At 44.1% G+C, this 6965-nt stretch carries 7 protein-coding genes, 12 tRNA genes and 1 rRNA gene; 1 reads left to right on the top strand and 19 read right to left on the bottom strand.

Annotation, left to right across the window (positions count from 1 at the left end; translation table 11 throughout):
• The 14 genes from L1611_RS19095 to L1611_RS19030 all read right to left on the bottom strand — a co-directional run.
• A 16S ribosomal RNA gene (locus tag L1611_RS19095) occupies nt 1-102 on the bottom strand; the annotation flags it as partial.
• Nucleotides 103-311: 209 nt separating this feature from the next.
• Nucleotides 312-388: transfer RNA gene (locus tag L1611_RS19090), tRNA-Ile, on the bottom strand.
• Between the two features lie 9 nt (nt 389-397).
• Nucleotides 398-471 (bottom strand) — tRNA-Gly (locus tag L1611_RS19085).
• Nucleotides 472-479: 8 nt separating this feature from the next.
• Nucleotides 480-556 (bottom strand) — tRNA-Pro (locus tag L1611_RS19080).
• A gap of 5 nt (nt 557-561) precedes the next feature.
• Nucleotides 562-638: transfer RNA gene (locus tag L1611_RS19075), tRNA-Arg, on the bottom strand.
• Nucleotides 639-666: 28 nt separating this feature from the next.
• Nucleotides 667-752, bottom strand: a tRNA-Leu gene (locus L1611_RS19070).
• A gap of 65 nt (nt 753-817) precedes the next feature.
• Nucleotides 818-903: transfer RNA gene (locus L1611_RS19065), tRNA-Leu, on the bottom strand.
• 7 nt (nt 904-910) lie between these two features.
• Nucleotides 911-986: transfer RNA gene (locus L1611_RS19060), tRNA-Lys, on the bottom strand.
• Between the two features lie 4 nt (nt 987-990).
• Nucleotides 991-1065: transfer RNA gene (locus tag L1611_RS19055), tRNA-Gln, on the bottom strand.
• Nucleotides 1066-1096: 31 nt separating this feature from the next.
• A tRNA-Asp gene (locus tag L1611_RS19050) sits at nt 1097-1172 on the bottom strand.
• 62 nt (nt 1173-1234) lie between these two features.
• A tRNA-Glu gene (locus tag L1611_RS19045) sits at nt 1235-1309 on the bottom strand.
• 27 nt (nt 1310-1336) lie between these two features.
• Nucleotides 1337-1427: transfer RNA gene (locus L1611_RS19040), tRNA-Ser, on the bottom strand.
• A gap of 3 nt (nt 1428-1430) precedes the next feature.
• Nucleotides 1431-1505 (bottom strand) — tRNA-Asn (locus L1611_RS19035).
• Between the two features lie 232 nt (nt 1506-1737).
• Nucleotides 1738-2196 carry a SprT family protein gene (locus tag L1611_RS19030; RefSeq protein ID WP_236315291.1) on the bottom strand — a complete coding sequence of 153 codons (459 nt, stop codon included), beginning with the start codon at nt 2194-2196 and terminating at the stop codon, nt 1738-1740.
• Nucleotides 2197-2336: 140 nt separating this feature from the next.
• On the opposite strand from L1611_RS19030, the gene cmpA reads away from it, so the two are divergent.
• The gene (gene cmpA, locus L1611_RS19025; RefSeq protein ID WP_221569009.1) at nt 2337-2450 is read left to right on the top strand and encodes a cortex morphogenetic protein CmpA; all 114 of its coding nucleotides are present in this window, start codon (nt 2337-2339) and stop codon (nt 2448-2450) included.
• A 24-nt stretch (nt 2451-2474) separates the two neighbouring features.
• Here the strand turns inward: cmpA and L1611_RS19020 are convergent, their stop codons facing one another.
• The 5 genes from L1611_RS19020 to L1611_RS19000 form a co-directional block, all read right to left on the bottom strand.
• Entirely contained in the window at nt 2475-4625 is a 2151-nt protein-coding gene (locus L1611_RS19020) for a Tex family protein (RefSeq protein WP_322972584.1), read from the bottom strand.
• A gap of 168 nt (nt 4626-4793) precedes the next feature.
• Nucleotides 4794-5396 carry a SpoIIE family protein phosphatase gene (locus tag L1611_RS19015; RefSeq protein WP_236315289.1) on the bottom strand — a complete coding sequence of 201 codons (603 nt, stop codon included), beginning with the start codon at nt 5394-5396 and terminating at the stop codon, nt 4794-4796.
• Nucleotides 5389-6186 carry an RNA polymerase sigma factor SigB gene (sigB, locus tag L1611_RS19010; RefSeq protein ID WP_236315288.1) on the bottom strand — a complete coding sequence of 266 codons (798 nt, stop codon included), beginning with the start codon at nt 6184-6186 and terminating at the stop codon, nt 5389-5391. Before sigB ends, L1611_RS19015 begins: the two co-directional genes overlap by 8 nt.
• A complete protein-coding gene (gene rsbW / locus L1611_RS19005) occupies nt 6152-6625 on the bottom strand; it encodes an anti-sigma B factor RsbW (RefSeq protein ID WP_236315287.1) in 474 nt (157 codons plus the stop codon). The genes sigB and rsbW overlap by 35 nt, the downstream gene beginning before the upstream one ends.
• The gene (locus tag L1611_RS19000) at nt 6622-6957 is read right to left on the bottom strand and encodes an STAS domain-containing protein (protein ID WP_236315286.1); all 336 of its coding nucleotides are present in this window, start codon (nt 6955-6957) and stop codon (nt 6622-6624) included. Before L1611_RS19000 ends, rsbW begins: the two co-directional genes overlap by 4 nt.
• Between the last annotated feature and the right edge of the window lie 8 nt (nt 6958-6965).

The raw sequence follows: 6965 nt of genomic DNA, 5'->3' as shown, positions 1-6965 counted from the left end.
CGCTGACCTCTGAGGAGCAAGCTCCTCGTTGGTCCGCTCGACTTGCATGTATTAGGCACGCCGCCAGCGTTCGTCCTGAGCCAGGATCAAACTCTCCAAAAAATTGTTGGGCAAATGCCACTGAATTTTTTGAGCATTGTTTGATTGCTCATTAAATGTAAATCGAAATTGATTTTGGGTTCTTTTTAAAAAAGACCCGTTTCACGCTTGGCTTTTGTTCAGTTTTCAAAGAGCTGTATTGCCCATGAATGGGCCGACTTCGATGTTGGAGATCCAAAATTGACAGAAACTCTATTCGAAGGAGGTGTTAATGGTGGGCCTAAGTGGACTCGAACCACCGACCTCACGCTTATCAGGCGTGCGCTCTAACCAGCTGAGCTATAGGCCCATAATTAAATGGAGCGGGTGATGAGAATCGAACTCACGACCAGAGCTTGGAAGGCTCTTGTTTTACCACTAAACTACACCCGCAAATGTGATGGTCGGGAAGACAGGATTTGAACCTGCGACCCCCTGGTCCCAAACCAGGTGCTCTACCAAGCTGAGCCACTTCCCGTTAAATGGCGCGCCCGAGAGGAGTCGAACCCCTAACCTTCTGATCCGTAGTCAGACGCTCTATCCAATTGAGCTACGGGCGCATTGATTCATGTTTGAAGTTGATTTTTATGGTGCGGTCGAGAGGACTCGAACCTCCACGGGTATACACCCACTAGCCCCTCAAGCTAGCGCGTCTGCCATTCCGCCACGACCGCTAAATTGTGCTGTTTAAAACTAGTGATGCACCTTCCATAAAAGACGTTGCACCATTTTTAAAATATGGTGCGGGTGGAGGGACTTGAACCCCCACGTCGCAAGGACACTAGATCCTAAGTCTAGCGCGTCTGCCAATTCCGCCACACCCGCAAAAAAGTGGTGAGCCATGAAGGACTCGAACCTTCGACCCTCTGATTAAAAGTCAGATGCTCTACCAACTGAGCTAATGGCTCCTTATGGCTGGGCTAGCTGGATTCGAACCAACGCATGACGGAGTCAAAGTCCGTTGCCTTACCGCTTGGCTATAGCCCATCGCATAACAATAAAATTTTCAAATTATAAATGGCGGACCCGACCGGATTTGAACCGGCGATCTCCTGCGTGACAGGCAGGCATGTTAACCCCTACACCACGGGTCCACTTGGTAATTCATTTGCTGTGCATACCGTATTGTGCACCAGCTGATTTTATATGAAGTAAATGGTGACCCCTACGGGATTCGAACCCGTGTTACCGCCGTGAAAGGGCGGTGTCTTAACCACTTGACCAAGGGGCCAGCTGCAACGTTTGAATTGGAATAGAATGGCGGAGAAGGAGGGATTTGAACCCTCGCGCCGCTTACACGACCTACACCCTTAGCAGGGGCGCCCCTTCAGCCACTTGGGTACTTCTCCGCATGGCTCCACAGGCAGGACTCGAACCTGCGACCGATCGGTTAACAGCCGATAGCTCTACCACTGAGCTACTGTGGAATAATGTGTGTTTCTGTTTTTTGGCGACAATAAATATCATACTACACACAAACGATGAAGTCAATAACTTTTTTAGAAGAAAAATAAATTATTTGTTGCACTCTTCAGTAAAAATGCGGTTATGGCTAACCTTTACCAAGGTTTGGCATTGCCGAATTTCTTTAAGTGACCTAGTCGTATTTGTAGAAGTTGTCTCTGTAGCGACTTAATTAAGGTAACATACACGTATTTTTTAGTCAATACTTTTTTGCTTCAACTTCCCTCTGCATTTCCCACAGGAAAATTTACGAATATCCACTCTCCGTTTTCTAGGATATCGTTGCCCGCAATTATTACATAAATAGATGAATTTGACCTTTTCTTGCCTTCTCTGACCAGGAATCACTTCACAATATCGGCTGCCGCCGACTTCCTTCAGCAACTGCTTGAAATCACGGTCACGATGCCTATAACCTTTTTTCGTCAGATGAAGATGATAATGGCAAAGCTCATGTTTGATGATACCGATAAACGCTTCCATCCCATGTTCTTCAAGCTGCTTTTGATTGAATTCAAGATCATGGCTTCTCAACAGATACCTTCCGCCTGTCGTTTTTAGTCGATGATTGAACCGTGCTTTATGCCTAAAGGGTCTGCCGAAAAACTCAAGTGATGTATCTTCAACTAATTGTTGTAGTGTTTTTATATCCATTTCCTTCAATCCTTTACGTTACTACCATCTATTGTGCCAAAGGTGCAGCGAAATGAAAAGTAAACAGTCTGACACGAACAATGGCAAGCAGTTGTACATAGACTAATAACCACCATTAAGGAAAGTGAGGAGGGCTCATCGTGCCTTACTGGTTTAAAAAGCAGTTGAGGAATGCTTATTTTAACAAAGACCGCTATCAAATCAAATTATTAAACCAATGCTGGTTTTTCTACAGAAAAAAACACTGCTCCTAGTAAGCAGTGCTTTTTGTCTATTCCTTAATTGGTAACCATCGTCAGAGCGATCCGTTGCTTATCCAGATTTACCTGTTCTACCCAAACCTTTACGACTTGACCTACGTGCACGACATCCATAGGATGTTTGACGTAGTTTTTGCTAAGCTTTGAGATATGGACAAGTCCGTCCTGTTTGACCCCGATATCGACAAACGCGCCAAAGTCGACGACATTCCGGACAGTTCCTTCCAGTTCCATTCCTTCTTTCAGGTCCTCCATCCTCAAAACATCTGTCTTCAATAAAGGTTTCGTCACTTCATCCCGTGGATCCCTTGATGGTTTAACCAGTGCATCGACGATATCCTTTAAGGTCAGTTCCCCGATATCCAGTCTCTCGGCGTACTCTTTCAATTCAATCGACTGGAGTTTCTTCCGAATCTCATCTGTTCCGATTTCTTGTTCTGTCAACCCCAATAAACTCAACAACTTGCGTGTATCTGCATAGGTTTCAGGGTGTATCGGAGTTTGATCGAGAGGATGCTTCCCTTCGACGATCCTTAAGAAACCGATACATTGCTCGTACGTCTTCGTACCGAGACGTGGAATCTTTTTTAATTGGGTTCTGCTTGTGAACTTCCCTTCTTCCTCTCTTTTCTTCACGATGTTATTTGCAACAGCTTTCGAGAGGCCTGCTACGTACTGTAACAAGGATGGAGAAGCTGTGTTTACATTGACACCCACTTGGTTGACCACAGTCTCCACAACGAATGTAAGGGACTCATTTAAACGTTTCTGCGAGACATCATGCTGGTACTGGCCGACACCAATTGACTTCGGATCGATTTTTACAAGTTCAGATAATGGGTCCTGAAGCCTACGTGCGATCGATACTGCACTCCGCTCTTCTACCTTTAGATCAGGAAACTCCTGGCGAGCAATATCCGATGCGGAATATACACTCGCTCCAGCTTCACTAACGATCAAATAAACTAAAGGACGGTCCATCTCTTTGATGAGTTCGGCAACGAATTGTTCAGTCTCCCTGGAGCCTGTTCCATTTCCTATAGCAACAATTTCAACGTCATGACGTTCAATCAAACCTTTCAGGATTGATTTTGATTTTTCCGTTTCAGATTTCGGCGGAGTCGGGTATATCACATCAACCGCTAGTGTCTTGCCCGTTTCATCGACCACTGCTAGCTTACAACCTGTTCGATAACCCGGATCCACACCGAGCGCTATCTTTCCTTTCAGCGGTGGTTGCAATAAAAGATGTCTGAGGTTCTCCGAAAAGATCCGTATCGCTTGTTCATCCGCAGTCTCCGTCAATTCACTCCGAATATCGCGTTCAATCGAGGGGGAAACCAATCGCTTGTATCCGTCTAGGATTGCACGTTCGATATAAACCGTAGAGGAGGATTGCCCTTTTATATACTTATTGTTCAATTTTCTCAGGATTTTATCTGTAGGAGCTGAAATGGAAACCTTCAGGACATCTTCCTTTTCTCCGCGATTGACTGCTAATGTGCGGTGAGGAACGATTTTTTTAACAGGCTCCTGATAGTCATAGTACATCTCGTACGTTTTCTCTTCAGGTTCTACCTTTCCTTTCAGTTTTGTTTCGACAATACCCTCCTGAAAAGTGATCGAACGGATCCAGGATCGGTTTTCTGAATCATCAGATACCCTCTCAGCAATGATATCCTCAGCACCCTGGATGGCTTCTTCAATACTAAGAACTTTCTTGTCTTCTGAAATGAATCTTTGGGCTTCTGCCTCTATGTCCACACCTTTTTTCTGTTCAAGAATCAGAACTGCCAGTGGTTCTAACCCTTTTTCCTTCGCGGTGGTCGCACGTGTGCGTTTCTTTTGCTTATAAGGACGGTAAAGGTCCTCAACCTGTTGAAGTTTCGTCGCCTTATGTATTTCTGTCCTCAATTCATCCGTCAATTTGTCTTGTTCTTCAATTAAACGAAGGACTTCCTCTTTTCGTTTTTCAAGGTTCCGTCTGTATTCCCATTCCTCTGAAACACTTCGGATCTGCACTTCATCAGCTGCGCCGGTCAATTCTTTACGGTACCTCGCAATAAAAGGTACAGTATTTCCCTCTTCTAGAAGGTCAATGATATTCTTAACGTATTTCAAGGATAATTTTGTTTCCTTGGCTACTTGTGAAATGAGTTCATTATTCATCTCCAAAACTTGCTCCTCCTCATAAAACTGATATACGTACAAGTCTACCAAAGAAACCCCTGCTATGTAATCAACGGTTATGAAGTCACCTGAAGGTTGCACTTTCCCGAAGAATGACTTCTAATGACACAAAAAAAAGAGCTCCCCCACTTACTATGAGAAAACTCTTTAGGTAACTTTGCCTATAACAAAGGTCATATCATCAGCGATAATACTGCATTTTTGCCGCAGATAACTCGCTGCCGCTTTAGGATTCTGTGATTTCATCACATTCCGTTTATCCGGCGAGGAAAGTTCAATGCCGTCAGAATAAGCAATAAACATGAAACCTGCTTGGTATTCAATTTCTCTTACATCAAATTTGGCAGGTTTTCCTGACAGGAAGCCCGATTTCGGAATTGCATGGACGATTTTTCCAGATGGCTGGCCAATAATCAATCGAATGTTGCCTACACCACAATATTCAAGCAAGTTCTTTTTGAAATGGACTTTGAAAATCGTCAATACTGCCCCCCTTGTGTATTGGAGAGACTTATTGCACAGACTCATCAGTGTATCTACATTTTTGTTGTGATGTTCTTCTACGACTTTTACCGTTTTAGTGGACGCATCATGTGCCGCTTGCCCGCTACCTAGTCCGTCGGCCACTATGCAGATGAAATAATCATCTGTTTCTTTGGCAAAATAACTGTCACCGTTACACTGTCCTTCCACTTTGGAACGTTGGAAGGTACTCCAGTCAACATGATAATGGACATTGTTTTCAATCATGGTTAAGTGCCTCCGACGGATCGACACGTATTGCATCCTTCAACTTTTCAAGTGCTCTGCGTTGTAGTCTCGAAACATGCATCTGTGAAATATTCAAGCGTTTACCTGTTTCTTTTTGACTTAAATTTTCAAAGTAAGTGCATCGCAAAATCTGTTGTTCCCGTTCTGACAATACATGAAAAGCTTTTTGCAGCAACATGCGCTGATCTGTTTGTTCATAACCGCTTTCCGTACTCCCTACAAGATCCAAGAGAGTAACGGTACTTCCTTCCTGGTCAGCTTCAATAGAGCTGTCGACTGAAAGGGCTTGATAACTTTTACCCATTTCCATCGTTTCAAGGATTTCTTCTTCAGAAGTTTCTAGATAATCTGCAATTTCTGCAACTTTAGGTGAACGTTGCAATTGATTTGTAAGTTCTTCAACTGCCCTCTTTATCCTCGGGCTAAGTTCCTTGATCCTACGTGGTACATGGACACTCCATGTTTTATCACGGATAAAGCGTTTGATTTCTCCGATGATCGTCGGAACCGCGAATGATTCGAAGCCTCTTCCAAACTCAGGGTCATAACGTCGAAAAGCAGCCAGAAGACCGATCATGCCGACTTGCACTAAGTCATCGTGGATGCTTTTCCCTTTCGAAAATTTACGTGCGAGTGAATGGACCAGATCTTGATAATGTTCAACAAGAATGGTTTGGATTTCCTGGTTTTCGGGGTCTTCCCGAAGCTGTTCCAACAACTCATAGACGAAGTCCTTATTGTGAGGGGGCTGACTTGTATTGGTCGACACTTTCATCCACCTCATCTCTGTTTAGGTATTTCGTCATCATGACTACCACTCCTGCTTCATCGCTAATATCCACTTTGTCCATTAGCGTCTCAATCAAGAAAAGACCCAACCCTCCTTCATTAATTTGATCGACTGGCTTTCCATTGACCGGACCGGTACTAAGTTTTGTTGCTTCTACATCAAAACTCTTTCCTTTATCCGTGACAGTGATCTCAATCTTATCGTCATACATTCCATAGGACAGGTGGATTTCACCCTTATCCTCTGCTCCGTATGCATGATTCACTGCATTCGTGATCGCTTCAGAGACTGCGATTTTAATGTCTTCGATTTCGTCAAAAGTATACCCCATTCTGCTGGCTATCCCAGAAACCGTCAACCTGGCCACACCAACATAATCAGGCTTTGCTGGTATCACCATTTCGATAATGTCACTCATCGCGCCTCCTCCTCTTGGGTGTTCTCGATGTTTATCACTTCTGTGAGACCCGTGATCTCGAACAACCTTTCAACCCGTTCGGTCATACCTGTCAAAGTCAAGGTACTTCCGGATTGCTGTGAGGATTTTAGAGCGCCTACGAAAACACCTAGACCCGTACTATCCATATATTGAACACCACTGAGATTGACAATGATTTTTTGTCCTTGCTTTTGTGCAGCTTCCAGCAATGTTTCTTTCAGTTTAGGTGCTGTATAGGCATCAACCTCACCGATTAGAACCAACTCGTCTATATGATCATCTGTGTCTTTCTTTTGGATCTGTAAATTCATCATTGACT

This window comes from Pseudalkalibacillus salsuginis (assembly GCF_021646685.1).
In the GTDB taxonomy this organism is placed as follows: domain Bacteria; phylum Bacillota; class Bacilli; order Bacillales; family Fictibacillaceae; genus Pseudalkalibacillus; species Pseudalkalibacillus salsuginis.
The sequence above is the reverse complement of the archived record's forward strand: the minus strand, read 5'-3'. Positions and strand labels throughout refer to the sequence as shown.